Genomic DNA, 24,369 nt, shown 5'->3' with positions numbered 1-24,369 from the left:
ACTTCTATTATACTAATACGCTTGATAGAAATACGATTAACGCTGTTAATACTACTGCTCCACTTGCTGATCCTACGAAGTCACCTTTTGTTACTTGTAATACTTGCTCTTTCATATCTTTCATTCTCCCTTCCTTTTCTTTTGTTACAAAGCTTCTATTATACTAATACGCTTGATAGAAATACGATTAACGCTGTTAATACTACTGCTCCACTTGCTGATCCTACGAAGTCACCTTTGGTTACTTGTAATACTTGCTCTTTCATATCTTTCATTCTCCCTTCCTTTTCTTTTGTTACAAAGCTTCTATTATACTAATACGCTTGATAGAAATACGATTAATGCTGTTAATACTACCGCTCCACTTGCTGATCCTACGAAATCACCTTTTGTTACTTGTAATACTTGCTCTTTCATACCTTTCATTCTCCCTTCCTTTTCTTTTGTTACAAGGCTTCTATTATACTAATACGCTTGATAGAAATACGATTAATGCTGTTAATACTACCGCTCCACTTGCTGATCCTACGAAATCACCTTTTGTTACTTGTAATACTTGCTCTTTCATATCATTTATCCTCCCTTTTTATAAGTTATCTATATGTAATTTCTAAGAAATGTTTATTTCATAGTTTTTATGTTAACGTTACATTAAATTTGATAACGTAACGTTTGTAACATTAATGTAACATAACTATTATTACGTTGCAATATAATTACGTAAAATTTATTACACTTTTTTTACGTTTTTTTATAATAACCCTCAAAAACCTTTATTTAATGCGTTTTTCGCTTAGTTCACGTTTGTAACATTCGTGTAACATTACAGTCATAAAGTGAAATGTCGTCATATTCCTCTCTATTTTTGTTACAAATCGTTTATTTAGTGACACTAAACCTATCTAATCTTTACTTACTTTTAATATGAGATAAAATACCGTCTTTCCAAGATAAGTTTATATGTTTCCTCTATATAACTATGTATAATAAAAACAAAGAGGTGGTCATTTTGAAATTAATCGCATTAGATATGGATGGTACACTACTATCATCTAATCTTGAAATCTCCAAAGAAAACCTACAAGCAATCCAAACTGCACAAGAAGCTGGTCATATTGTAATGATCTGTTCTGGTCGTGCGAAAGAGGATGCTTTAAAGCTATTGGAAGAATATAAATTATCTCTTCCAGTCGGAGCAAGCAATGGGGCTATTGTTTATGTGGATGGAAAAGTAATTAACTCGCGTTGTATACAAAACGACAAAGTTTACAAACTTGCAAAATTACTAGAATCTGAAGGTTTCCCATATAAGCTATATACGAATAAAGGAGTTTATTCTCCATATACATGGCAAGATCAAGTGATGCAAGCATTCGAAGAAAATAAGCATGCGCTTGATGTTACATTAGAGGAGCTTGAACGAATTACAGAAAAGCAAAAGAAATCGAACCTAATTACTGATTTCAAAAAAATAGAAGATGTTGTAAATAACCAAGAACTAGAAATATCTAAATTCTTCATTTTAACGTTTAATGCAGCGCATCGCGCACAACTATTAAGTATATTACAAGAAGATGCTGATATTATGGTTACAGCATCGGCTCCTACTAACTTAGAAATTATGGATAAGAATGGACATAAAGGAAACGGGATACAGCAGATGGCAGCTCATTTTAATATCCCTATTGAAGATACAGTTGCTATTGGTGATAATTTTAATGATGTACCGATGTTAGAAGTAGCAGGCTTATCTGTTGCAATGGGCAACGCTGAAGAAGATGTAAAAAAGCTATGTGATGTTGTAACACTAACAAACAATGAACATGGTGTTGCTCACGCAATCGAGCAATTTGTATTGAAACAAACTTCATCTATTAAATAAAAAAAGGACTCTTTCAATTTGAAAGAGTCCTTTTTTATACGTGATGACAAGCAACAAAATGCTCTGCACCAACATTACGGAATTCTGGTACTATTTTTTTACAAACATCCGTTGCAAATGGGCAACGTGTATGAAAACGACAGCCCGAAGGTGGATTTGCTGGACTTGGAATATCCCCTTCTAGTATAATTCGCTCTCGCTTCACTGTTGGATCTGGTATTGGAACAGCTGATAACAATGCTTTCGTATAAGGATGTAGCGGATTGGTAAATAACTCATCACGCGGTGCTGTCTCCACAATCGTACCTAAATACATAATTCCGATTTTCGTACATAAATGTTCTACTACACTTAAATCATGCGAAATGAATAAATAAGATAATCCCTTTTTCTCTTGTAACTCACTAAATAAATTAATAATTTGTGCTTGGATAGATACATCTAGTGCCGCCACAGGTTCATCAGCTACAATAAATTCCGGATTTAATACCATAGCTCTTGCGATTACGATACGCTGACGTTGTCCACCAGAAAACTCATGGGGATACCGGTCAATATGATAAGGAGCTAATCCACATAACTCCAATACTTCAATTACCTTTTCAAGAACATTTTCTTTCGTCGCTAATCCGTGGGCCAACATTGGCTCTCCAAGCGCTTCTCCAATTCTCATTCTCGGATTTAATGAGCTAAATGGATCTTGGAAAACGAGCTGCATATTAGGGCGATGTTTTCTTAATTCATCCTTGGATAAAGAATGAACATCTTTCCCTTTAAACTTCACTTCTCCCTCCGTTTTTTGAACGAGGCGTAAAATTGTTTTTCCTATTGTTGTTTTTCCGCTCCCTGATTCGCCAACGAGACCAAACACTTCACCTTTATTAATAGTAAAACTTACTCCATCAACCGCTTTTACATGCCCAATTGTTCTACTAAATACGCCACCCTTAATTGGAAAATATGTCTTTAGATTTTTCACCTCTAATAATGGTTCACTCATTGTTCCGCACGCTCCTCATATAACCAGCAAGCTACTTTATGATTTTCATCATTTACATTTAGATTTGGGGCTTCTTTTTCACATATTTCCATACAATGCTCACAACGCCCACTAAAGTAGCAAAACTCACCTAAACCAACTAAATTCGGAACTTGCCCTGGAATAGAATATAGTTTATCTATTCGTTTTCCCATTACTGGTTTTGATTTCAATAATCCTTTCGTATAAGGATGTTTTGGATTTTGGAATATCTCTAGTACTGGGGCTTCTTCGATAACTTTCCCGCCATACATAACGACAACATAATCAGCCATTTCCGCTACGACACCTAAGTCATGTGTAATTAATAAAATCGACGTTTTAAATTCTTCTTTCACTTGTCTTAGTAGATCCAATATTTGAGCCTGAATAGTAACATCAAGAGCTGTTGTTGGTTCATCCGCAATTAATAACTTAGGATTACAACTAAGTGCAACAGCAATCATAATACGTTGTAACATCCCGCCGCTCAGTTCATGCGGATAAGAATGGACGATTTCATCAGCGCGGGCTATGCCAACTTTACGAATTAACTCAATTGCCTTCTTATATGCTTCATTTTTACTAAGTAATTCATGCTCCCTTAACGTTTCTACAATTTGCTCTCCTACAGTGAAGACGGGGTTTAGCGATGTCATCGGTTCTTGGAAAATCATCGCAATATCATTCCCTCGTAAACTACGAAGCTCTTTCTCTTTCATTCCTAAAAGACTTTTTCCTTCATATAAAATATCTCCACCTACTACACTGCCTGATTCAGCAATAAGTCCCATAATAGATAACGCCGTTACACTTTTTCCGCAACCAGATTCACCTACAACACAAACAGTTTCACCTTCTCGAACAGAAAAACTAACATGATTCACAGCTTTTACTGTCCCTTCTTCTGTCTGAAAGTGTGTTTGTAAATCTTTCAGCTCTACTACCGCTTTACTCATATCTCCTCACCTACCGTCTCATCTTTGGATCTAATGCATCACGAAGTGCATCACCAAGTAAATTAATTGATACAACTGTTATAAAGATTGCAAAACCAGGCGGAATCCATAACCATGGACGCTTTTGGAAATCGATTAATGAGTTAGCTGCGCTAATCATGTTCCCCCATGATGGTGTAGGTGGAACGACTCCAAGACCTAAGTAACTTAGTGCGGATTCTCCCAAAATAGAACCTGCAACACCTAATGTAGATACGACAATTAAAATGGGTAAAACATTAGGTATTAAGTGATATATAATTTTCCGGTAATCTTTTATTCCTAACACATCCGCAGCTTGCATAAATGCTTGCTCCCTAAGTGATAAAATTTGCCCTCTTACAAGGCGTGCAAGCCCTGGCCAACCTACTAAACTTAAAATAATCATAATGACATACAAACGATAATCAGACGGTACTTTCCACTCTGATAAAATCGCACCCATTATAATAAGTAACGGTAATCCTGGCATCGACATTAAAATATCTGCAAGTCGCATAATAATATTGTCCACAATACCACGATAAAAACCTGCAATCGCTCCTAATAAAGCTCCAAGTATAACCGATAAAACCATTGAAGCTAAACCAATGGTTAATGAAATACGTCCCGCTTGCATAAGCCTTGTTAAAATATCTCTTCCTAATTGATCTGTACCAAGCCAATGAGAAAAACTAGGTGGTTTGTTAATGAGCGCAACTTGTATTTTTCCTGATGCATATGGAGAAAAGAACGGACCGATAAAACAAAATAAAAACATAAAAATTAATACATAAAACCCTACAAGTGCCATCTTATTTTTCTTTATCTTTTTAAAAGCTTGTCGCCATGGTGATGATTCATTTCTTCTCTTTTTTTCTTTTTTTTCTGTAATTACTGTAACAGTCTCCATTTCTTTCCCCCCTTACTTCAACCGAATTCTTGGATCAACAACTGCATATACGATATCTGCTAAAAAGTTTGAAACGATTGTTAAACAAGAAAGAAACATCGTAAATGCCATCAATACTGTATAGTCACGGAAATTTAATGCTTCTAATTGAATATTACCAATCCCTGGCCAGTTAAAAATTTGTTCAATAATAATTGCCCCAGAAAACAATCCAGGTAATTCAAATGCTAATAACGTAATTGCCGGTAAAATTGCATTTTTTAATGCATGCTTATAAATAACCGTCTTCTCCTTCAAACCTTTCGCTCTTGCTGTTCGTATGTAATCTTGTCTTACAACCTCTAACATACTTGTTCTAAAATAACGAGTTAGCGAGCCGACCCCAAGAAGTGTCAAAATAAATACTGGTAAAATCATATGTTTTGCAACTTCTATCACGTAAGCAACTCCTGTTGAATTACTGCCAACATCAATCATTCCACCTATCGGTAATAACTTAAAGTCAACCGCAAACACCTTAATTAAAAACAAACCGATAAAGAATGAAGGGAATGACATTGCTGCAAAAACACCGATTGTTACAAGTTTATCGAATAAAGAATGTTGCTTCGTCGCCGAGAATACACCGATAATAAGTGCAATTAGCCAAATAAAAAACAATGCAATAATTGCTACACTAAAAGAATTCCAAATAAATTTATTTAATAATGACGTTACAGGCTCTTGATATTGAAGCGAGAAGCCAAAGTCCCCTTGCAATGCATTACCTAACCAATGAAAATAACGCTCAACAATTGGTTTGTTCAACCCATATAACTCCCTCAGTTCAGCTGCTCTTTCCGGTGTAATTTTCGGGTTTGAATCAATATAATCCCCAGGAAGAAGTGCGAACAGGACGAAGATAATAATTGATGTACCAAGCAGTGTAGGAATCATTTGTAACAACCTACGAACAATATATGTTTTCACCCTTTTTCTCTCCAATCTTATGCTTAAAATAGAAGAACATTTTTTCAAAGCGGCACATTACTAACCGAATGAAAAAATGTCTTCTACTTATACATTCTTATCGTTATTTTTCAAATGATAATACTGGTAAGTTTGCACTAATACTGTTGTACTTTTCAGGATCAATTCCTTTTATATTCCCGTTATAACCAGTAATTGTTCTACGGTAGTTTAATAGAATTACTGGTGGATCATCACTTAATTCTTTATACAATTCTTTATAAATAGGTTTACGCTTTTCAATATCTACAGTTTCAATACCTTTTTGAATTAGCTCATCTACTTTTGCATTCTTATAACCAAGACTAGTTTCATTTGCAGTAGACAAATATTCACCAGCTGTTTCACTCGGATCACTTGTAATCGGTGTCGAAACAGAAGCTAAATCATAATCCCCTTTGTTTACCTTAGAAAGCATCGTATTAAAGTCCATAAATTCAGGATTAAACTCTACACCTATTTCTTTATAATTCTCTTTCGCAATCGGAATTAATAAATCACTATCTTTAGCCGAACTTGGACCGAAATAAGAAAGTTTTAATTTTTGACCATCTTTTTCACGAATTCCATCCGAACCAACTTTCCACCCTGCTTCATCTAATAATTTTTTCGCTTTTTCTTTATCGTATTCGTATTTATTAACTCCTTCTTCCGTATAAGCCCAAGAAGTTGGATGAATTGGTACATTGGCTACTGTACCGTATCCTTTTAACGCTGTATCAACATATTTTTTGCGGTCTAATCCGTAAATAAGTGCTTGGCGAACCTTTTTATCCTTTAAATAAGGCTTATTATTATTCATATAAATATAACTAAATGACGGTGCTGTTTCGATTTGGATATTGGCGAATTCTAAAGCCTTAGCCTGTTCAAGAACCTCATCACCAGTACCTAAGCCAGTATGGTCAACTTCTCCTGTTTGGAATAACTGAAGCTTCGTATCACCAGAAGTAATTTTATAAATGAAGTTTTGAATTTTTGGTTTACCCGCATAATAATTTTCGTTTGCTACAAAACGAACTTCTTGACCTGGAATATACTTTTCAAATTTATATGGACCCGCAGCTAATGGCTTTCCATATAAATCTTTTAAGTAATCTAAGCTTGTATTTTGCTTATAATCTTTTCCATAATAAGCTTTTGATAGTACTGTACCTCCTAAAACAAATATAGCTTGTGAATTCACTTTTTCAGTTGTAATTTTAATTGTTTGTGGATCAACAACTTGAATACCTTCAATTGAAGTTGCTTTTCCTTCCTTATATTCTTTACCACCTTTAACCGCATATTGAGAGATATCTACTTCACCTTCATATGCCTTATCATGTAAAAGCGTCAATGTGAAAGCTACATCATCCGCCGTTAATGGCGATCCATCACTAAATTTCAAATCTTTACGTAAATGGAATGTATATGTTAACTGATCAGAAGAAACGTCCCACTTCTCAGCTAATTCCGGAATTGGTTTCCCTTGTTTATCGGTTGATACAAGAGATGCAAAAATAACTGAAGTTACGTTTCCATCCCAACCATTTTGTTGGAAGTATGGCAAAAATACGCCGCCTGGCTTACTAATACCAACTACTAACGTATCTTTTCTATTCTTCGCTTTGTCTGGCACTTTCGTTTTATCTGTCGCAGCGATCTTTTCAATTTTCACATTTTTTAAATCCTGCTGTTTAACCGGCTCCGTAGAAGCCGCGTCCTCCTGTCCCCCACAAGCAGACAACACAAGCGAACTACTCATTAATACCGAAAATACACCAGCCCATTTTTTTGTCTTTTTCTTCATTGTCCCCACCCTAACTTTTTATGATTATACCCTCTGAACGAATTACCTTATGTATGCCTCCCACAGCAACATTTATAGCCAATCGGAAAAGTCGGTTTTAATCATAAAAAAATAGATGTTTTTGAGGGGTAACAATCTTATTCCGACCTTTCCGGTAGACTTTATGGTTATTAGCTTATATCGTTCATTATGTTTTGTCAATTCTTTCTAAATAAATATTTTGAGAATTTTTCCAAAATTATCACTCTACATTTATACTTTAAGAAAACTCAGCTATAATTCGTATTAAAAAACTTAAAAATCTACTTCTATTCCTTCAACATGAAACATAGAATACTAATAAACAATTACCAAAAAGGGGGCGAAAATATGGACAACCTATTCCAATACGTCCTGCACTACGTATTATTAACAATTATGATAGTCGGAGCGTTATTACTATTCCCGTTCTTCCCAAAGTTCGTCCTCTTTTTAGCTTTTTTTATCATGCTCGGGATCGCTATTATAATTTCAACGAGAGAAGATGCCACGCAAAAAGAGAGCAGGGTTCAGCGCGTAAAGCTGTAACTTTGCTCTCTTTTCGTTTTCATTCACTAGTCTCTTTTATACATATTTATCCCGCTATTTGCCGGGCAGTAAGAACCCCACCTCAAAATTCAGCGAAAGCAAAAGAAGTTAGGTCGGGGTCGGGCTGCCCGTAAAAGCCCTCACTTTATCTCTCGGGAAATAATTAGCCTTTGTTTTTGTGATTACTCCTATTGAAAAGCCACTAATGACATTTATTTTTCACCTTATCATTTCATACGCTTCACAAGCTATGCAAATTGAGGAACACGGATTTATCTAAGTTACTGTTTCACGTGAAACACATCGCTTCATTTAATCTTTAAATCAAAATATCATTATGAAAAAGCCACTTCCTCCAACAAAACTGAAAGGAAGTGGCTTTCTACTCTTTACTCCACAATATTCTCTAACTCACTATATAACTTCGCTCGTAACAACTCTTTCATCGTTTTTTCCTCATATAATTTTTCAAGTCTTTCAACATCAGCTACATGTTCCATTTCACATTCTATTGCATATATATCTTCTTCTACATGCATTAACTCATTTTCAATCTCTTCAAGATTCCTAGCTTTTTTCTCTTTTACTGGAACCATTTCAACACTCTTTCTCCCTTGGCGTTTTTGCTTTATTACTTGCTTCTCAAGCTTTTCTTCCCATTTTTGACGAGCCCATGCATAGTTTCCTGCAAACTCAAATAATTTACATTCATCAATCCAGTACGTCTTTTCAAATAACTTATTTAAAAAATAACGATCATGTGAAACAGCTAGGATTGTTCCATTATATTGCTCAAGGGCTTCCTCTAAAACTTCCCTTGATTCAATATCAAGATGGTTTGTCGGCTCATCTAAAATTAGAAAATTGATGTCTTGATACATAAGTTGCGCAAGTCTTAACCTCATTTTTTCTCCACCGCTCAGTTGCGTTACTTTCTTAAATACTGCTGGACCATAAAATAAAAACTTAGCCAATATATGTCTTGCTTCTCCTTCTGTTACAGCTACATACTCTCTAAACGCTTCCAATACATTACTCTTCACATTTCCATACGTATGCTGTGATAAATAACCAATTTTGACACTACTACCAATTCGAATTTCACCAACGTCTGGATTTATTTCTTCTAATAGTAGTTTTAATAATGTAGTCTTTCCTGTACCATTACGACCAACGATAGCCGCACGCTCTTGAAAACGAACATGTAAATTCGCTTGTTCAAATAAAGGTCGTCCAGCAAAACCTTTACTCACTTCTTTCATTACAACAACATCTTTCCCGCTTCTCTCTTGCCCTTCAAACTGAAGACCCATCTGTTTTCGTTCTAAAATTGGCCTCTTTAATTTCTCTATACGTTCTAACGCACGTTCCATATTTCTCGCTCTTTTATGCAATCCTTCATTCGGAGGGTTCGCTTGATTTGCCCATTCACGTAGACGCTTAATCGCTTCTTTCATTTTCTTTATTTTCTTTTGTTGCTCCTGATAAGCTTGAAACTCTTGAAGTAGTCTTTCTTCCTTCTCCTCAACGAACTGAGAATAATTCGTATGGTACACGTGAATCTCTCCATCTTCCAAATCAAAAATTTTCGTTACAACTTCATCAAGGAAATAGCGATCATGTGAAATAACTATAACTGTTCCAGTGTATTCTTTTAAAAATTGCTCTAACCATTCAACTGCAAATAAATCTAAATGATTTGTTGGTTCATCTAATAGAAGTAAATCTGGTTTCTGCAATAGCATATATGCAAGGCTTACTTTCGTCTGTTCTCCTCCACTTAATTCCGTAAATACTCTTGAAAATAAGTCTGTCACTTGTAAGCCATTTGCTACCTTCATTATATTTGCCTCGATTTCATAACCACCGAGAAATGCAAATTTTTCTTGAATGACTCCGTACCTCTCCATTAGCTTTTCCAAAGCAGATTGTTCCTGTTCCACCGCCATATTTTTTTCTAAAGCATGCATTTCTTTTTCTAATTCCTTTTCTACTTTAAAAGCAGAACTCAATACATCATATACAGTCATAACCTCATCAAACTTCGGAATTTGTGCGACATGACCAATACGTGTACCTTTCTTCATATGAATGGCTCCTGCATCCAAACTCTCCATTCCAGTTAGAAGCCCAAAGATTGTTGTCTTCCCACTACCGTTACGACCAACTAATCCAACACGTTCACCATTCTTTATTTCAAGCGATATATTTTCAAATATGGTGTTTCCACCAAAAGATTTCGTTACATTATTTACACTACAAATAGTCATTTTCCGTACTCCTTTCAATATAAAAAACCATGAGAAAGAAACATTCCCCATGGTTTTTCGGCATAGAAAAAGGAAGCCAAATAGCTCCCTTTTCACACGTTTATTAAAAATGGGTGAAGAGATTTCTATCGTTCAATAGTCACTATGCAATTGTTAAAAAAGGGCATACGTATCCCGTTAACAACTACATCATGAAAAATCGCACGACAAAAATAGATAAAATCTAAAAATTTGGCACGTGCAGCTAAAGAACGTTTCATCTCATTCACCCCTTTCGTACGGAATTTAATACTTACTTCTTTATTATACTTTCCAATTTCATGTTTGAATAGTCATTTTTCTGAAAATAATGAAGATAGACTAAACATTTCAATAAGTGACATCAAATCTTACAAAACTGTTATGTTCACGTAATGGAAAGCGATAGTACGAAAAGATGCCTCCCTATACAATAAAGATGTAAACAAGCGAGACAAACAAAAGGAGGAAACAAACATGATGAAAGAAATCGTAAAAGCAATCTTTGAGGTATTAGTGAACGGACAAGCAGTTGTAAAAGAACTAAATGAACTATAAAAAGGAGTGAAGAAATATGATGAACATGGTGAAAATGATTTTACACGCTTTAGTCGATGCAAAAGCAGTTAGCCAAGAATTAAACCAACAATAAAAAGGGGTATATGAATATGAAGAAAGCCATTATTATAATTGCAAGCACAGCAATTACCTTATACACAATAAAAAAGAGAAAAAAGAAAAATAATGAAAATGTTCTATATTATCCATACACACTATTAGAGAAAAAATAAAAGACAAGGTACCCTATCGTAATGAGGATATCTTGTCTTTTATTTTTCCCCTATTCCTTTAGAGGATTTCCTTCTCCTTTTCCCGAATGTATTAAGCGGGATTTTTACACATATTTTAAAGGGGCATATATACAAATGGATACACAACAACTATATTTTTTAAACGATATCGGTAAACAAAAACCAGAAAGTATTCGGAATAGAAGCGCTGCATGTCCATTTTGCAATAAAGAACAATTAACGGATATTTTAGCAACTGATGGTTCTATTATTTGGTTAAAAAATAAATTTCCTACATTACAAGATACATTTCAAACAGTGTTAATCGAAACCGATAATTGCGAAGATCATATCGCAACATATACAGAAGAACATATGAGAAAATTAATGCAATTTTCTATTCAACATTGGTTACACTTACAGAAGAACAAGGAGTTCGCATCTGTGATTTTATATAAAAATCACGGTCCATTTTCAGGTGGAAGTTTGCATCATGCACACATGCAAATTATCGGAATGAAATATGTAGATTATCTTGAAAATATTGAAGAAGAAAATTTCCAAGGGTTAATTGTTCAAAAAAATGAATGCATTGAGCTTAATATTTCAGAGCGTCCCATTATTGGCTTCACTGAATTCAATATAATCATTGATAACATTTCATATATAGATGAAATGGCAAATTACATTCAGCAAACTGTACGTTACATACTGACAGATTTCCATAAAGGATGCAGTAGTTATAACTTATTCTTCTATTACTTAAATGGAAAAATCATTTGTAAAGTTGTTCCTAGGTTTGTCGTTTCACCGCTGTATGTAGGATATAAAATACCGCAAGTTTCTACAAAACTAGAAGACGTAAAAATACAACTAGCGGAGTATTTCACAAAATGACACGATTATCAAAAAAAATAGAGTAGGTATCAAAACCTACTCTTTTATTACACCTTTATTTCGATAGTACACATCTTCTAATCCGATGTTATACTTCATGTTATTATCCGTCCACTCTGGCCCTAAATTCCCTGGCCATCCAGATGTATTCGCTATATATTTCAGTAATGCAAAATCAGTCAAACCTTTTTGCACCCCACGCTTATATCCTTTCATTAAATGCGGCATTGCAATTTGCGCATTTGTACGTGGATCTTTCAGCTCATCATCAGTTAAATGCTCTGGTGCAAGCCCGCCGCCGCGGTGTAGTTGAAACAATCCGAATGAAGTTCCATTATCTCCAACACTTCTTGGATTTAATCGACTTTCATGCTCGGCAATTGCAAGAGGTATCCATTCTGGAAGATTTACTTTCTTCGCTTCCTCTATAATGATTTGTTTCATCTGTTTTGCTTCTTCTGAATCAACATAGCTTGTTCCATTCACTAGCTTATCCATTCCTTCAGACTTTCCTTGGAAATATAAATATACTCCAAGAACAACTAAAAATCCTACAAAGAATTTCTTCACTACCTCTACCTCTTTCTCCGCTGAAATTTGTCCCCTTTCAGCCTTCCCTTTACAATTACCTACATTCTATTACTCTTTTATCATAGCAAATAACTATACATATTATCATCATGCTTTAGACCGATTTTGTGAAAAAACAGCTGGTAAATACGTGCAAAAATGTAACTTTCATAGACTATAACGCATTTATTGTATATAATTGTAAACTGAACTCTATATATAGAATAGGAGCATACAAAATGAAAAAATGCCTAACACTCTTGTTCAGCATTTTACTACTCATCCCTACCTACACCTCTGCACAAACATCATCAAAACCAAAAGTACTTGTTTTGTATAGTACACAAGACGATAAATTTTCAAATAATGTCCAAATCCTTAATACTCAATTAGGACATTTTACAAATGATATAACCGTAAAAAACTTAAAAGAAGCAACTTCAATTAATAACGTATCCTCCTATACACATATTGTTTATATCGGTGAAACAAAAGAAGCGTTTTCTGATGAAACGAAACAATTTCTAGAAAACTTCTCCGGCCCTGTATTAGTATTAGGACAAAATGTTGAACAATTATCTAAGCGTTTTTCTTTCATTACTTTGAATAGTGATGATATACGAGTTAATAAAATTGAATATCCAGACAAGAAGCTAAAAAATACCTTAGAGGAGGAACGATTAATTCAATCATTTGATACGAATGGAACTGTGCTTGCTAACGCCTTAAGCTCAAATAACACTAACCCACTAATCGTTCAGCATGAAACATCTTATTATGTTGCAACACCTAACCTCTTTGACTGGATGTCTCATTACGTCGGTGAAATGTTATTTTCTTATTTCAGCCAAAAACCAACGAAAAATAAAGTTGAAGCTTATTTACGCCTTGAGGATGTTCACCCCGCAGCAGATATAAATCAATTGAAAGAAATTGCTGAATTACTAAAAGAGAAAAAGATGCCTTACATGATTACTGTTATTCCGGTATATAAAGATCCAGATACAGGAAAGATAATACATTTAAAAGATAAACCAGAACTAGTTAATCTTTTACGCTCTATGCAAGATGATGGTGCAGCAATTATTATGCATGGTTATACTCACCAATTTTATGACAGTGAAACAGGTGAAGGCTTTGAATTTTGGGATGTAAAAACAGATCAACCAATTCGCCAACCGAAGCATGAAAAACCGAAGACAAAAGATGACTTTCCAAATATAGAGTCATATAACCAATATGTAAAAAAAGGGGAAGAATTCGAGGAAAAATATACGAAAGATCATATCGAAAAAGGAATTCAAGAACTTGTAGATGCTAAACTATATCCTGTTGCCTTTGAAGCACCTCATTACACGATGTCTCAAAAAGGATATGAAATATTATCAAGGTACTTTTCAACTTATGTAGGACAGCTACAGTTAAATGATACAACTTGGAAATCCATGCACTCACCATATTATACAAGTACTCCATCATTTTTACATGGAATGAAACTATTGCCTGAAACAGTCGGATTTATTGAAGAAGATACGCCACAAACTACTGCTAAAATGAAAGAGCGTGCTCTATCTGTTTCTAAATTATCTGATGGAGTTATTGGTGCATTCTATCATCCTTACTTAGGTGCGAAACCATTAAAAGAAGTGTTAAAGGATCTAGAAAGTATTCCAAATATAGAATGGATTGATTTACAAAAGGAAAAGAATGAAGTAAAAATGAAAGATATTCATATTACGACGAATAAAGACGGCATTCACGTTGAAAAACCAACCAGTGCGAATGACATAATTGATTATATAAAGCAATATGGCTTCTTCCTTATACTGGGGTTCGTTATCATTGTCTTTCTTTTATTATTAAAACGTGCGAAAAAATTAGAATCCTAATACAAAACCACCGAGCGGACCGCTTGGTGGTTTTTTGTCCTATATCAAACCGTGGCATTTTATTAAATAAATTCAACTTTTACTTCTTCCGTTACATGATTAAAACTATAATTCTCCTATCCTTTCAAATAAAATCGACTTGTATTTTCATGTATTGTTTCTGCGACCTTATCAATGGATATGTTTTTTATAGAACTAATTTCCTTTAATACCTCTCGAATCATTCTTGGGTGCGTTATAACATCTTCTTGAAATTCCCACGGACCATCTGTTTCTACCATCATATATTCAAGCGGATAATACGAAACAATTTTTCTAATCTTCTCCTTATGTAAAACATCCGGTGTAATCGAAATATAATAACCATTTCTCATCATCCGTTTCATTGTTTCATCGCTTCCTTTAAACCAATGGAAGTGTGCACGTGAAACTTTATATTTCTCTAGCAAATCACATACAATGTCAGCATCTTCATAAACTGCGTGTAATACAATCGGCAAATTATACTTACTAGCTAGTTCTATAAATTTTTTCAATACAGCTATGTATGGATCTGCAGCAATTCTTTCATCTTCTTTTCTCAAATAATAGGGCAAACCTACTTCACCAATCGCAACAATTTCCTCTGCGTTCTGTTCAATAAGTTGATAAATCTGTTCACACTCTTCTTTATGAATCTGTTGCTCTGGATGAAACCCTATCGCTGGATATATAAAGGGATACTTCTTCGCTAAAGATAACGTTTCCTTACAAGATTGATAATTCATAAATACCGCAATAAGCCCCTTTATTTCCTTACTATTTTCCACCTCTTTTAGCAATCTGCTCTTCTCTTCATCCTTATATTGATCAACATGTATATGACTATCAATCCATTTCATCTTTATGCCCCCATAAAAAAACAAGAAAGGACTTCCTTTCTTGTTTTAGCATCTATATTATTTAACAATTAAGTTTGTTATGATATCAAATAATCCAATACACACTACGGCAACAGTAAAGTAGCTACAGAAATCTTTAATTGGTAACTTCACTACTTCTTCTTTACGCATCCCATTTTTCTCCCTTCTTACTAGATCCCTAATTATTTTTCTATCTGTATCTATTATGCAAAAAATATGACAAATTTACTATCGAATTAACTTACGTAAACCTTACAATGTTGTAAGGTTTAAAAAAAGATCCCCATCTTTATTCAGATGAGGATTATTAAAAATTAGTTGGTTTTTCATTCTTCATTACAAACAGAAAGTAATACATTGAGACTTTCTAGTTACACTATATGAAAATTACTATCTTTTAACTATCGAATTACATTACAGAAGGCTTACATGTTTGTAAGTTATGTGTAATGTAATTCGATAGTTCCCCTTACTTATATTTCGTACAATAAAGTTAGAAAGTAAGCCAAATAAGAAGAACACTCACATAACCAAATTACATTGCTAGTAGCTACTCTTCTTATACCTTTCACCCATGCTACTACAATGTACCCCCTTCCCCTTTATATAATAAAAAAGCCTTAGTCTATATGGACTAAGGCTTTTTTGTTAATCTCAAAAATACCCTTACCCAGTATTTTTATTTTCGACAAAAAATAGCCGGGGGTATATTTCACTATCTCATCGTTAAAAGTTTGCTCTTCGCATTTATAGGAATATTTGCAACCTCAATCTCTTCAATCGATTCACCGTAACGTCCTTTTGCAAAAACCTTTAATGCTTCATCTCTCTTTAACATATGCTTAACCGTTTTCTTTATTTTCTGCTCTCTACCACGTTCATCGAATGCAATAAATTCATATTCATACCACTCATCACCAATATGCTGACCAATTGTATTCACAACCGTATAGTATTCTTTCGTCTTATAAAATGGATTATATTTATCGATAACTGGTCCAAGTTTCGTAGGCAGTAACATTACTACTATCACTATCATCGCTATTATAGTAGTGATCATTTTTTTCTTCATAATAAACATTCCTCCTCTGCAGGATATATATACATCCATTTTAAAAAGGGGGAATAAAATCTACTATTGAATCTCATTACATTACACTTACATTTTTGTAAGAATTAAAAAAGGTGAACGAATTTACTCGTTCACCTTTTAGCTTGCTTTAAAGCCACCGCCAAGTACATCACGTACATCATGTATAACAACGAAAGCATCTTCATCTACCCGGCTAATAACTTGTTTTAACTTAACAAGCTCTTGTTTATTAATAACAACATATAAAACTTCTTTATTTTTACCAGTATATCCGCCGCGCCCTTCTAATACAGTAACACCGCGTGTCATATTTTTCGTAATAGCTTCACGAATTAAATCTGGTTGATTCGAAATAATCGTAACAGCCGTTTTTGTGTCCATTCCTTCTACAATGAAATCAATCACCTTCGCTCCAATGAACACAGCCACAAGTGTATACATCGCCTTTTCTTGCCCTATTATAAATACAGAACCAGCAATTACAACAATATCAATAATTAGTACGCCTTTACCTACACTCCAACCTAAATATTGATTTGCTAACTGAGCTAAGATTGCTGATCCTCCCGATGTACCTCCGGCTTTGAACATACAACCTAATCCAATTCCCACAAATAAACCAGCAAATAAAGCTGCTAATAATGTATCACTATTTACATGATACTCAATATGTTCTGTAACGTATAAAAACAAAGATGTTTCTACAATCCCTAAAATTGTATAAATCATTGTTTTCTTATCAAAAAATTTATAACCAACAGCTAGTAAAATTGCATTTATAGCAAAGTTCACAATTCCTGGTGACCAATCAAATAAGTAGTACGTAACAACCGTTAAACCAATAATTCCACCTTCCGATAAACGGTTTGGAATTGCAAAGTAATTAATACCAATTGCGAATAATAATGAACCAATTGTAATTAGTGTTATTTCCTTTATACGTTGATTAACCATAGTTCATACCCTCCCCCCATTTGACATTGTATCACTATCTCCTAGAGGTTTAGAAGTGGTTTTTATTCCGCATTTTCCCTCTTGAAAATTGAAATATTATGTTTAAACAGAGGGTTGATTAATTATTCATATTTGCTCTAACTGCACGGACAAATCGCTCCACATTCCCTTTCTGAATATACTTAGCGCGAATGGTTTCATGACTACAAGTAAATTCAAAATACGGATGAAAATCTATGCTATCTATATACAAATATGAATACTCTTTAAATGTTGAAGAATAGTACGGAAATTTCCCGTAAAAAAGGAGACGTCTAGTAGTGGCAACAAAAACCCCATGTTGATACGATAATATAAAATTATCCTTCTCAAATATCCCTACCACAAAAGCCAGAATCTTTTCATCATCATCTACATACTTTTTCATACTCGATAAAAGTTCATTCATGCATATTCCTCCAAATTCTATTCACTGCATTAACACTTGAAAAGAATCCATGGATTATTACAGACCGGTTTAACTCCTTTATAAAGTATGAAACGCGTTTCCTGTCAAAGATATTTCAAAAAAATAATCCGTTATGCGATTATACACATAACGGATTACGATTAAACTGTAGAGCGTTCCACAAGTTCGTATGGAATTTCCAGCTTTTCTTGTTCAGAACTCTCGTCATTCACTTTTCTATGCAACATTTCAAAAGCAGTTTTCCCTATCTCCTTTAAATTTTGATCAATAGTTGTCAATTGTAACACTTGCGAGATAGGTTGATTATCAAAGCCAATAATCGCTAAATCCTCAGGAACTTGAATCCCTAATTTTTCAACCTCTGTCATAACCCCAATCGCAACTTCATCACCTGCTACTATTAATGCTTCAGGAAGATCCTGCATCTCTTTTAACTTATGAGCCACTTTTACACCATCTTCTAGTGTAAAACATTCTGTAAAAATCCATTCTTCATTAACCTCTTCGTCTATAGATTGCAATTGCTGTTTATAAACATCAAAACGCTTTTGACTACTCGGCCCTAATTTTCTTCCCGTACAATAACCAATTTTTTTATAACCTTTCTCAATCAAATAATCCATTCCTAATTGAAAGGCCGCTGAATGATTCGTATATACACTTGAGATGTTTGAAATATCATTGTCTTCACAAGCAATTATTGCGCCGTAAGAAGCATACGGTTCTATCGTTTCCCAATCATTTGCACGTGAACAAATAATAAGACCATCCAATTGTTTTGTTTTTAACATATGTAAACTTTTCATTTCTTCTTTTTTATTATAATTCGTTTGGCAAAGTAGCACCCTGTAATTATGCGCTAACGCAGCCTCCATCATTCCGCTCACCATCGCATCAAAACACGGATGATTAATATACGGTAAAATCACACCAACAATATTCGTTTTTCCTTTTGATAAATGAACAGCATTTGCGTTTTGCGAGTAATTCAATTTCTCAACTATCTCTATAACCGCTTTTCTTTTTTCTTCACTTACATATGGGTGATCATTCAACACTCTCGAAACAGTCGTAACTGAAACTCCCGCCATCTTTGCAATATCTTTAATATTAGCCATACACTCACCTCTACCTTTAACTTAATGAATCTCATGAACATATGTCAAATCTTCTTATCATTACACCTTCATTCGTTTCTCTTACAAAAGTGTAATTTTTCTGTAAGCTAATTCGATAGTGACTTTCCGCAACATTTCATACAATTAAGTCAGAAACAAGGTAACAACTATTCGAAAAGGAGCGGATTAATATGATGAACAAAATAAAAACGAACAATTTCTTACATACAATGGGCATGGTATTTTCCGCTCTTATCGACGCAAAAGCTGTTGCTTCTACATTAAACAAGTAAGGAGAATGTATTATGAATAACATCACTTTTAACAAATTAGATTTTTTAGGACTAGCTAGTGGCTCGATTCTTCTTACTGCTTTTATTTACGCCGCTACGCTTGTATAACTTTGTGTCCCCTTTCCCCTTTATTATAAATAGTAATAGAAAAGACGACCGTCTATGCCCGGTCGTCTTTTCTTATTTTTGATTTGATTGCAAAGCTTCTTTTAACTCCTCAAACTTCTCATTTAATTGATCCGTCATCATTTTCATAGCGGTTTTTCGATCTATTTGTTCTCCAGCCTCAATTTGAATTGGATCTCCAAAAATCAATTGTGCCTTTTTCCCCTTTATTAATTCTTTTACACTTGATGGACCAACATAAGCTGCTGGTACTAACGGAACATTGGAACGCATCGCAATTGTCACAGCACCCGCTTTTAATGAAACATCTTCCGCTGATCTTGTTCCACTCGGAAAAATCCCTACTACCTTTCCTTCTTTTAATAAACGTGATGGGATTTTAAGTGTACTTGGTCCTGGATTCGCACGATCTACAGGGAATGCATTTACATTTTTAAAGAACCAATTTTTGAATTTCCCTTCAAATAATTCTTTTTTGGCCATGTAATGAATTTGAGTTGGATACATCCCTGTAGCTAACATTAATACATCCATAAAACTTGTATGTGTACATGCAACAACATAGGGTCCACCTTCTGGTAGCTTTTCTCTTCCTTGTACTTCTACTTTCCCAGCTGTTTTAAATATATATTTCAACAAAAATGTAATTGGTTTATACATTTATTTCGTTCCTTTCTAAACATCCGAAGTATAATCATATTCTTATAATAATTATAACACTAAGTTTTAGGAGTTGGTAATAAAATTAAGGATGAATTGTTAAATTTCAATTCTTACAAAAGTGTAATTTTCTTGTAAGCTAATTCGATAGTTACTTCTTACTATATTTCATACAATTAAGTCAGAAACAGGGCAACAATTATTCGAAAAGGAGTGGATCAATATGATGAACAAAATGAAAACGAACAATTTCTTAAATACAATGGGCATGGTATTATCGGCTCTTTTCGATGCAAAAGCTGTTGCTTCTGCATTAAACAAGTAAGGAGAATGTATTATGAATAACATTACTTTTAACAAATTAGATTTTTTAGGATTAGCTAGCGGCTCTCTTCTTCTTACTGCTTTCATTTACGCTGCTACGCTTGTATAACTTTGTGTCCCCTTTCCCCTTTATATAGAAAAAGACGACCGTCTATGCCCGGTCGTCTTTTTAATTTTTTCTTTCTTTCAATTCTTTTAAAAGCTGTATCAGCTCAACTTGTTGTTTTATCTTTTTACGACCATTTCGATTAATTGCTGCAAGCTCACAGGCAACTCCGACGGCGAAGAAAAACAATAAACTTTCTAACATGTGAAATCCTCCATTTGCCTATTAAACAGCTTGACGTAATTGTTCTTCTTGTAAAACTCTCTTATTTATATTTTCTTCTTTTCTCTGGCAAACGTTATTGCGAATAAGCGCTGCAATAACAAGTACAGTCCCTATAATATCAAACATTGTGATTTGATACCCTTGCATCATCATAATAGCTAAAGTCGTAATTGGTACAAAATTAATAAATAAAATCCCATTAATGGATGATAAAATCTTCACACCATAGTTCCAAGCAAGTAGCGCTACAATACCTGGCAATGTCATCATGAATAACAAATCATATTTCACAATAGAAATCGTTCCCATACTCGGAACTGAAATATATCCAAGCGACGTAATAATTACCGTTATAATTCCTGTAACAGTCGTACCGAATACACACGTCAACGTAGAATAACGTAATGTTGACCAATCACTACAAGTTTGACCACCCATCGTATAAATAACCCACCCTACAACACCAATAAATATAAATGCTAATGGGAACATATTATCTTTCAATGTTACAAAGAAACTCATGTCACCTTTTGTAATAACAAACACAGCTCCTACAAAAGCAATAACCATACTCGTTATCATATACTTCTTCGGTTTTATATGCTTATATCCCCATAAAATACAAATAGAAATCATCGGCATAAGTGCTTCCATAATGGAAGCTACCATTACACCCGACTTACCCATTAACATTTGCCCTAAAAATATGAGGACATTATATACTGTAAATGCCATCGTTCCAAAAAAGACGAGTAACTTTCCTCTTCCCTCTAAACAAAATGCCTGTTTTCCTTCTTTCACTAACAACAATACAATCAGCATTATCGCCACTGCTCCATAGCGAATAAGCGAAAAATAAAATGGATCTATGTATTCTAGCGCATGATCAGCAACTGGAAACATCGCTCCCCATGACATACTCGCAATTAAACACGCCAAAGCCCCTATTATCATTTGACCTCTTCTCACCGCAATCCCCCGTTTCTTTCTATTTGCACAAAGAAAATTGTAAAAGAAAAAATATATCACGTAAAATGATTCAAAATGATGTTAACTATCATTTATAATGATAGTTAACATCAAGGGGGATTACAAAATGGAATTAAGAGACTTACAAATCTTTAAAAGCGTTGCCGATCAGGGTAGTGTAAGTAGCGCAGCAAAGGAATTAAATTATGTACAATCAAATGTAACTGCACGTATTAAACAACTAGAAAACGAATTAAAAACCCCACTCTTTTACCGCCATAAACGAGGAATGACTTTAACAGCTGAAGGAAGAAAAATGCTCGTTTATGTTAGTAAAATTTTGCAAGATGTCGACGAACTAAAACAAGTATTTTTAGATAGCGAAACACCTTCTGGTATATTAAAAATCGGTACAGTCGAAACAGTAAGTACACTGCCTACCATTTTATCTTCTTACTATAAAAGCTATCCGAATGTCGATTTATCATTACAAGCGGGTCTAACAGAAGAATTAATTAGAGAAGTACTTGATCATCAATTAGATGGCGCCTTTATATCAGGTCCTATTAAACATCCACTAATCGAACAATACGATGTTAGTACAGAGAAATTAATGCTTATAACACAAAATAAAGCCTTTCATATAGAGGAATTTACAACAACGCCTCTACTCGTTTTTAACCAAGGATGTGGATACCGCTCCAAACTAGAACGTTGGCTTAAAGACGAAGGTTTGCTACCAAAAAGAATTATGGAATTCAATATATTAGAGACAATATTAAACAGTGTTGCACTCGGTCTCGGAATTACACTCGTACCACAGTCTGCTGTCCATCATCTTTCTAAAGCAGGTAAGGTACATTGTCATGCAATCCCTGAAAAATACGGCAGTATTTCAACGGTTTTCATACGCCGTAAAGATAGCTATATGACGAATTCAATGCGTAGTTTTTTAAAAACTATTGAAGACCATCATCATATCAATATGCTGTGAAAGACATTCTTACATGAATGTCTTTTTTTCTTACAAAAGTGTAAGTCTTTCGTAAGCTAATTCGATAGTTGGAAGTATCCATATTCCCTATAATTAAGACATAAGCAGGGCAACAACTATTCGAAAAGGAGCGGATACGCATGATGAACAATATGAAATCAAATAAATTTTTAAATACAATGGGCATGGTGCTATCCGCACTTGTCGATGCAAAAGCTGTTGCAACTACATTAAACAAATAAGGAGAGATTATAATGAACAACATTACTTTCAACAAATCAGACTTTATCGGACTTGCAAGTGGAGCTACTCTTCTTACGGCTTTCATTTATACACTTGCTCAAGGTCTTATTTAACACTTTGTTTCCCCAAACCCCTTTATATATAGAAAAAGCTGCTCGTCTTATAGACAAGCAGCTTTTTAGTTTGTCCCGCTTTAATGGGCAGTAAGACCCCCACCTCAAAATTCAGCGAAAGCAAAGAAATTAGGTGGGGGTCGGGCTGCCCATAAAAGTCCGATTGGTGAAGGCTAATAATCAGTGGGGGATGAAGAACCCCCACACTGATTAAAGTTTCACTTTATTTCATATACAATTTGACCTGTTTTCGTAATATCATATCCGCCAATCGCATTTAATTCATTATGAAATTCTTCCGATTGCAGAATGTCTTTCACAACTTCAATCAGCTCTTCATTTTCTTTATTCTTCAAAATTACTAAATCATACTGTTCTTTCATGATTGGAATAAAGTCCACATTTACAATTTGCGAAAACTTTTCTGAACCTACTCCTACATCAGCTTTTCCATTTGCAACTTGCGTGGCAACACCAAGATGATTCGATTCTTCCCATTCATATCCACTAATATCAGCTTTATTTAATTTTCGGATTCGTAATTGTTCATCCACTAACACTCTAATACCAGAACCCTTTTCTCGATTCACAAACTTTATAGTGGACCCGGATATGTCAGCCCATGTCTTTATTTTCTTCGGATTTCCTTTTTGAACATAAAACCCTACATTTCTGGACAATAAATTAATCATAAGACATGGCTGTCCTACTAAAATACGTTTTACGTAAGGAATATTATATGTACCCGTTTCACCATCAAACAAATGCAAACTAACGATACTTCCTTCTCCTTGATACATTTTCACTAAACTCGTTAAGCTACCTTGATACGCTCTTAAAACATTAGAACTTGGCAAACGATTTTCTATACGTTTAGCTAACATATCTAACGTTAGTTCTTGACCACTAATAATACACGTGTTCAAGATACTACTACCATCGTTTTTCACAGGATTAACTTGTACTTTCCCTGTTTTCATTTGCTTTATATATTGATCTAAATCTGCTGCATCAATGCGCATCTGTCTACCAACTCTATAAGAAGGAAGTTCTCCTTTTTTAATTAAGTCGTATACAGTTAATTTTGATACTTTTAATCGCTTTGCTACTTCTTCCGTTGTGTAGGAATGATGATCCATAGACGATTCCTCACTTTCTTCTTTCATTGTAACAAAGAAAAGAATATTT

General features: G+C 34.3%; 30 protein-coding genes. 9 read left to right on the top strand and 21 right to left on the bottom strand.

The features are described 5' to 3' along the window. Window positions 1-7: 7 nt before the first annotated feature. The 4 genes from ACX9TM_RS01335 to ACX9TM_RS01320 are packed head-to-tail and all read right to left on the bottom strand — an operon-like array spanning window position 8 to window position 568. Entirely contained in the window at window positions 8-124 is a 117-nt protein-coding gene (locus tag ACX9TM_RS01335) for a DUF3948 family protein (protein ID WP_000654250.1), read from the bottom strand. 34 nt (window positions 125-158) lie between these two features. Beyond that, window positions 159-275, bottom strand: a complete 117-nt coding sequence (locus ACX9TM_RS01330) for a DUF3948 family protein (protein WP_000654250.1) — start codon at window positions 273-275, stop codon at window positions 159-161. 34 nt (window positions 276-309) lie between these two features. Then, complete coding sequence (locus ACX9TM_RS01325; RefSeq protein WP_000677736.1) at window positions 310-426, bottom strand: DUF3948 family protein; 117 nt, start codon at window positions 424-426, stop codon at window positions 310-312. 34 nt (window positions 427-460) lie between these two features. Continuing rightward, a complete protein-coding gene (locus ACX9TM_RS01320; RefSeq protein WP_000664237.1) occupies window positions 461-568 on the bottom strand; it encodes a DUF3948 family protein in 108 nt (35 codons plus the stop codon). A 441-nt stretch (window positions 569-1,009) separates the two neighbouring features. On the opposite strand from ACX9TM_RS01320, the gene ACX9TM_RS01315 reads away from it, so the two are divergent. Next, window positions 1,010-1,882 (top strand): Cof-type HAD-IIB family hydrolase, encoded by an 873-nt coding sequence (locus ACX9TM_RS01315; protein ID WP_000766420.1) that lies wholly within the window; start codon window positions 1,010-1,012, stop codon window positions 1,880-1,882. A gap of 34 nt (window positions 1,883-1,916) precedes the next feature. Here the strand turns inward: ACX9TM_RS01315 and ACX9TM_RS01310 are convergent, their stop codons facing one another. From ACX9TM_RS01310 to ACX9TM_RS01290, 5 genes are all read right to left on the bottom strand, one after another. Next, the gene (locus ACX9TM_RS01310) at window positions 1,917-2,882 is read right to left on the bottom strand and encodes an ABC transporter ATP-binding protein (RefSeq protein ID WP_065382246.1); all 966 of its coding nucleotides are present in this window, start codon (window positions 2,880-2,882) and stop codon (window positions 1,917-1,919) included. Next, window positions 2,879-3,859, bottom strand: a complete 981-nt coding sequence (locus ACX9TM_RS01305) for an ABC transporter ATP-binding protein (protein WP_000030789.1) — start codon at window positions 3,857-3,859, stop codon at window positions 2,879-2,881. Before ACX9TM_RS01305 ends, ACX9TM_RS01310 begins: the two co-directional genes overlap by 4 nt. A 10-nt stretch (window positions 3,860-3,869) precedes the next feature. Further along, window positions 3,870-4,790, bottom strand: coding sequence for an oligopeptide ABC transporter permease (opp4C, locus tag ACX9TM_RS01300; protein ID WP_065382247.1), 921 nt, complete (start codon window positions 4,788-4,790; stop codon window positions 3,870-3,872). A 12-nt stretch (window positions 4,791-4,802) separates the two neighbouring features. Beyond that, window positions 4,803-5,759 (bottom strand): ABC transporter permease, encoded by a 957-nt coding sequence (locus tag ACX9TM_RS01295; protein WP_000860749.1) that lies wholly within the window; start codon window positions 5,757-5,759, stop codon window positions 4,803-4,805. 103 nt (window positions 5,760-5,862) lie between these two features. After that, entirely contained in the window at window positions 5,863-7,590 is a 1,728-nt protein-coding gene (locus ACX9TM_RS01290; protein WP_000730692.1) for an ABC transporter substrate-binding protein, read from the bottom strand. A 369-nt stretch (window positions 7,591-7,959) separates the two neighbouring features. Here ACX9TM_RS01290 and ACX9TM_RS01285 point away from each other — a divergent pair, with 369 nt between their 5' ends. Next, the gene (locus ACX9TM_RS01285; RefSeq protein WP_000369254.1) at window positions 7,960-8,157 is read left to right on the top strand and encodes a hypothetical protein; all 198 of its coding nucleotides are present in this window, start codon (window positions 7,960-7,962) and stop codon (window positions 8,155-8,157) included. 389 nt (window positions 8,158-8,546) lie between these two features. Here the strand turns inward: ACX9TM_RS01285 and abc-f are convergent, their stop codons facing one another. Both abc-f and ACX9TM_RS01275 read right to left on the bottom strand, forming a co-directional pair. Continuing rightward, the gene (gene abc-f, locus ACX9TM_RS01280) at window positions 8,547-10,478 is read right to left on the bottom strand and encodes a ribosomal protection-like ABC-F family protein (protein ID WP_002195117.1); all 1,932 of its coding nucleotides are present in this window, start codon (window positions 10,476-10,478) and stop codon (window positions 8,547-8,549) included. Window positions 10,479-10,552: 74 nt separating this feature from the next. Then, on the bottom strand, window positions 10,553-10,687 hold the full coding sequence (locus ACX9TM_RS01275) for an RAxF-45 family protein (protein ID WP_000830643.1): 135 nt from the start codon (window positions 10,685-10,687) through the stop codon (window positions 10,553-10,555). Between the two features lie 420 nt (window positions 10,688-11,107). Between ACX9TM_RS01275 and ACX9TM_RS01270 the strand changes: the two genes are divergently transcribed. Both ACX9TM_RS01270 and ACX9TM_RS01265 read left to right on the top strand, forming a co-directional pair. After that, the gene (locus tag ACX9TM_RS01270; RefSeq protein ID WP_002023099.1) at window positions 11,108-11,236 is read left to right on the top strand and encodes a hypothetical protein; all 129 of its coding nucleotides are present in this window, start codon (window positions 11,108-11,110) and stop codon (window positions 11,234-11,236) included. Window positions 11,237-11,371: 135 nt separating this feature from the next. Then, a complete protein-coding gene (locus tag ACX9TM_RS01265; protein ID WP_000381056.1) occupies window positions 11,372-12,133 on the top strand; it encodes a DUF4931 domain-containing protein in 762 nt (253 codons plus the stop codon). A 36-nt stretch (window positions 12,134-12,169) separates the two neighbouring features. Here the strand turns inward: ACX9TM_RS01265 and ACX9TM_RS01260 are convergent, their stop codons facing one another. Continuing rightward, a complete protein-coding gene (locus ACX9TM_RS01260) occupies window positions 12,170-12,703 on the bottom strand; it encodes a transglycosylase SLT domain-containing protein (protein ID WP_000713249.1) in 534 nt (177 codons plus the stop codon). Window positions 12,704-12,942: 239 nt separating this feature from the next. On the opposite strand from ACX9TM_RS01260, the gene ACX9TM_RS01255 reads away from it, so the two are divergent. Next, the gene (locus ACX9TM_RS01255) at window positions 12,943-14,592 is read left to right on the top strand and encodes a DUF2334 domain-containing protein (protein ID WP_000710600.1); all 1,650 of its coding nucleotides are present in this window, start codon (window positions 12,943-12,945) and stop codon (window positions 14,590-14,592) included. Between the two features lie 116 nt (window positions 14,593-14,708). Here the strand turns inward: ACX9TM_RS01255 and ACX9TM_RS01250 are convergent, their stop codons facing one another. From ACX9TM_RS01250 to ACX9TM_RS01230, 5 genes are all read right to left on the bottom strand, one after another. Further along, on the bottom strand, window positions 14,709-15,473 hold the full coding sequence (locus ACX9TM_RS01250; RefSeq protein ID WP_065382248.1) for a TatD family hydrolase: 765 nt from the start codon (window positions 15,471-15,473) through the stop codon (window positions 14,709-14,711). Window positions 15,474-16,209: 736 nt separating this feature from the next. Continuing rightward, complete coding sequence (locus ACX9TM_RS01245; protein WP_000728422.1) at window positions 16,210-16,566, bottom strand: YxeA family protein; 357 nt, start codon at window positions 16,564-16,566, stop codon at window positions 16,210-16,212. 138 nt (window positions 16,567-16,704) lie between these two features. Next, a complete protein-coding gene (locus ACX9TM_RS01240) occupies window positions 16,705-17,541 on the bottom strand; it encodes a YitT family protein (protein WP_000248045.1) in 837 nt (278 codons plus the stop codon). A 118-nt stretch (window positions 17,542-17,659) separates the two neighbouring features. Continuing rightward, a complete protein-coding gene (locus tag ACX9TM_RS01235) occupies window positions 17,660-17,989 on the bottom strand; it encodes a PH domain-containing protein (protein ID WP_001004246.1) in 330 nt (109 codons plus the stop codon). Between the two features lie 161 nt (window positions 17,990-18,150). Then, a complete protein-coding gene (locus ACX9TM_RS01230; RefSeq protein ID WP_065212382.1) occupies window positions 18,151-19,128 on the bottom strand; it encodes a LacI family DNA-binding transcriptional regulator in 978 nt (325 codons plus the stop codon). 305 nt (window positions 19,129-19,433) lie between these two features. Here ACX9TM_RS01230 and ACX9TM_RS01225 point away from each other — a divergent pair, with 305 nt between their 5' ends. Next, window positions 19,434-19,529 carry a DUF3948 family protein gene (locus tag ACX9TM_RS01225; protein ID WP_001059999.1) on the top strand — a complete coding sequence of 32 codons (96 nt, stop codon included), beginning with the start codon at window positions 19,434-19,436 and terminating at the stop codon, window positions 19,527-19,529. A 72-nt stretch (window positions 19,530-19,601) separates the two neighbouring features. On the opposite strand, the gene ACX9TM_RS01220 is transcribed toward ACX9TM_RS01225, so the two are convergent. Next, window positions 19,602-20,207: a lysophospholipid acyltransferase family protein gene (locus ACX9TM_RS01220; protein WP_000277778.1), complete on the bottom strand. Its 606-nt coding sequence runs from the start codon at window positions 20,205-20,207 to the stop codon at window positions 19,602-19,604. 337 nt (window positions 20,208-20,544) lie between these two features. On the opposite strand from ACX9TM_RS01220, the gene ACX9TM_RS01215 reads away from it, so the two are divergent. Further along, window positions 20,545-20,640, top strand: a complete 96-nt coding sequence (locus ACX9TM_RS01215) for a DUF3948 family protein (RefSeq protein WP_001060007.1) — start codon at window positions 20,545-20,547, stop codon at window positions 20,638-20,640. Between the two features lie 60 nt (window positions 20,641-20,700). On the opposite strand, the gene ACX9TM_RS01210 is transcribed toward ACX9TM_RS01215, so the two are convergent. Together ACX9TM_RS01210 and ACX9TM_RS01205 are read right to left on the bottom strand one after the other, a co-directional pair. Further along, window positions 20,701-20,841: a YrzO family protein gene (locus tag ACX9TM_RS01210; RefSeq protein ID WP_063219905.1), complete on the bottom strand. Its 141-nt coding sequence runs from the start codon at window positions 20,839-20,841 to the stop codon at window positions 20,701-20,703. Between the two features lie 21 nt (window positions 20,842-20,862). Continuing rightward, entirely contained in the window at window positions 20,863-21,831 is a 969-nt protein-coding gene (locus ACX9TM_RS01205) for a DMT family transporter (RefSeq protein WP_002182372.1), read from the bottom strand. A gap of 127 nt (window positions 21,832-21,958) precedes the next feature. On the opposite strand from ACX9TM_RS01205, the gene ACX9TM_RS01200 reads away from it, so the two are divergent. Further along, window positions 21,959-22,825 carry a LysR family transcriptional regulator gene (locus ACX9TM_RS01200; protein WP_000423031.1) on the top strand — a complete coding sequence of 289 codons (867 nt, stop codon included), beginning with the start codon at window positions 21,959-21,961 and terminating at the stop codon, window positions 22,823-22,825. Window positions 22,826-23,079: 254 nt separating this feature from the next. After that, window positions 23,080-23,181, top strand: a complete 102-nt coding sequence (locus ACX9TM_RS01195) for a DUF3948 family protein (protein ID WP_001060017.1) — start codon at window positions 23,080-23,082, stop codon at window positions 23,179-23,181. 218 nt (window positions 23,182-23,399) lie between these two features. Here ACX9TM_RS01195 and ACX9TM_RS01190 read toward each other — a convergent pair whose 3' ends face one another. Then, window positions 23,400-24,320, bottom strand: a complete 921-nt coding sequence (locus ACX9TM_RS01190; protein ID WP_002180310.1) for a substrate-binding domain-containing protein — start codon at window positions 24,318-24,320, stop codon at window positions 23,400-23,402. Window positions 24,321-24,369 lie beyond the last annotated feature (49 nt).

Source organism: Bacillus sp. LH1, assembly GCF_057924895.1.
Note: the sequence above shows the minus strand (reverse complement) of the source record. Positions and strands in the feature narration are given on the sequence as shown.

Bases quoted from the DNA above. Each gene is read 5' to 3' on its own strand.
- ACX9TM_RS01335 (WP_000654250.1), bottom strand. From the start codon at position 124: ATGAAAGATATGAAAGAGCAAGTATTACAAGTAACAAAAGGTGACTTC.
- ACX9TM_RS01330 (WP_000654250.1), bottom strand. From the start codon at position 275: ATGAAAGATATGAAAGAGCAAGTATTACAAGTAACCAAAGGTGACTTC.
- ACX9TM_RS01325 (WP_000677736.1), bottom strand. From the start codon at position 426: ATGAAAGGTATGAAAGAGCAAGTATTACAAGTAACAAAAGGTGATTTC.
- ACX9TM_RS01320 (WP_000664237.1), bottom strand. From the start codon at position 568: ATGAAAGAGCAAGTATTACAAGTAACAAAAGGTGATTTCGTAGGATCA.
- ACX9TM_RS01310 (WP_065382246.1), bottom strand. From the start codon at position 2,882: ATGAGTGAACCATTATTAGAGGTGAAAAATCTAAAGACATATTTTCCA.
- ACX9TM_RS01305 (WP_000030789.1), bottom strand. From the start codon at position 3,859: ATGAGTAAAGCGGTAGTAGAGCTGAAAGATTTACAAACACACTTTCAG.
- opp4C (WP_065382247.1), bottom strand. From the start codon at position 4,790: ATGGAGACTGTTACAGTAATTACAGAAAAAAAAGAAAAAAAGAGAAGA.
- ACX9TM_RS01290 (WP_000730692.1), bottom strand. From the start codon at position 7,590: ATGAAGAAAAAGACAAAAAAATGGGCTGGTGTATTTTCGGTATTAATG.
- ACX9TM_RS01285 (WP_000369254.1), top strand. From the start codon at position 7,960: ATGGACAACCTATTCCAATACGTCCTGCACTACGTATTATTAACAATT.
- abc-f (WP_002195117.1), bottom strand. From the start codon at position 10,478: ATGGGGAATGTTTCTTTCTCATGGTTTTTTATATTGAAAGGAGTACGG.
- ACX9TM_RS01275 (WP_000830643.1), bottom strand. From the start codon at position 10,687: ATGAAACGTTCTTTAGCTGCACGTGCCAAATTTTTAGATTTTATCTAT.
- ACX9TM_RS01270 (WP_002023099.1), top strand. From the start codon at position 11,108: ATGAATATGAAGAAAGCCATTATTATAATTGCAAGCACAGCAATTACC.
- ACX9TM_RS01265 (WP_000381056.1), top strand. From the start codon at position 11,372: ATGGATACACAACAACTATATTTTTTAAACGATATCGGTAAACAAAAA.
- ACX9TM_RS01255 (WP_000710600.1), top strand. From the start codon at position 12,943: ATGAAAAAATGCCTAACACTCTTGTTCAGCATTTTACTACTCATCCCT.
- ACX9TM_RS01250 (WP_065382248.1), bottom strand. From the start codon at position 15,473: ATGAAATGGATTGATAGTCATATACATGTTGATCAATATAAGGATGAA.
- ACX9TM_RS01245 (WP_000728422.1), bottom strand. From the start codon at position 16,566: ATGAAGAAAAAAATGATCACTACTATAATAGCGATGATAGTGATAGTA.
- ACX9TM_RS01240 (WP_000248045.1), bottom strand. From the start codon at position 17,541: ATGGTTAATCAACGTATAAAGGAAATAACACTAATTACAATTGGTTCA.
- ACX9TM_RS01235 (WP_001004246.1), bottom strand. From the start codon at position 17,989: ATGAATGAACTTTTATCGAGTATGAAAAAGTATGTAGATGATGATGAA.
- ACX9TM_RS01230 (WP_065212382.1), bottom strand. From the start codon at position 19,128: ATGGCTAATATTAAAGATATTGCAAAGATGGCGGGAGTTTCAGTTACG.
- ACX9TM_RS01225 (WP_001059999.1), top strand. From the start codon at position 19,434: ATGAATAACATCACTTTTAACAAATTAGATTTTTTAGGACTAGCTAGT.
- ACX9TM_RS01220 (WP_000277778.1), bottom strand. From the start codon at position 20,207: ATGTATAAACCAATTACATTTTTGTTGAAATATATATTTAAAACAGCT.
- ACX9TM_RS01215 (WP_001060007.1), top strand. From the start codon at position 20,545: ATGAATAACATTACTTTTAACAAATTAGATTTTTTAGGATTAGCTAGC.
- ACX9TM_RS01210 (WP_063219905.1), bottom strand. From the start codon at position 20,841: ATGTTAGAAAGTTTATTGTTTTTCTTCGCCGTCGGAGTTGCCTGTGAG.
- ACX9TM_RS01200 (WP_000423031.1), top strand. From the start codon at position 21,959: ATGGAATTAAGAGACTTACAAATCTTTAAAAGCGTTGCCGATCAGGGT.
- ACX9TM_RS01195 (WP_001060017.1), top strand. From the start codon at position 23,080: ATGAACAACATTACTTTCAACAAATCAGACTTTATCGGACTTGCAAGT.
- ACX9TM_RS01190 (WP_002180310.1), bottom strand. From the start codon at position 24,320: ATGGATCATCATTCCTACACAACGGAAGAAGTAGCAAAGCGATTAAAA.